1 protein-coding gene is annotated in these 300 nt (G+C 38.7%); it reads right to left on the reverse strand.

The features are described from left to right. A partial coding sequence (locus ACYQ2O_RS13120) for a transposase (protein WP_459771521.1) occupies positions 1-255 on the reverse strand: 255 nt, incomplete at its 3' end. Positions 256-300 lie beyond the last annotated feature (45 nt).

Here is a 300-nt window from a genome sequence, read left to right on the forward strand (position 1 = left end):
ATCCGCATGGTCGTCTGTGTGATAACCTGCAAGATGTTGATAAATTTTTTGAATGACGACATCAGGATTGGGATGTTCCCGGTGGTCTACAGAGTCTTTGACTTGAAGCATCTCTCGAATGGACTGGCCGAGTCCAATCTTTTCATCGAACTCTTTATACAATAATAGCCCTGAGTCTGAGGTTAAATTTCCACCGTCAAAATTAACTTTGATCATTTTGTTGAAATGAAGTGACTTTTCGATTACACTTTTCATTATGGAGTCCTCCTTGATTTGTGTTTGTTTCGTCACTTATACAAT

Source organism: Alkalibacterium sp. m-11, from assembly GCF_054658155.1.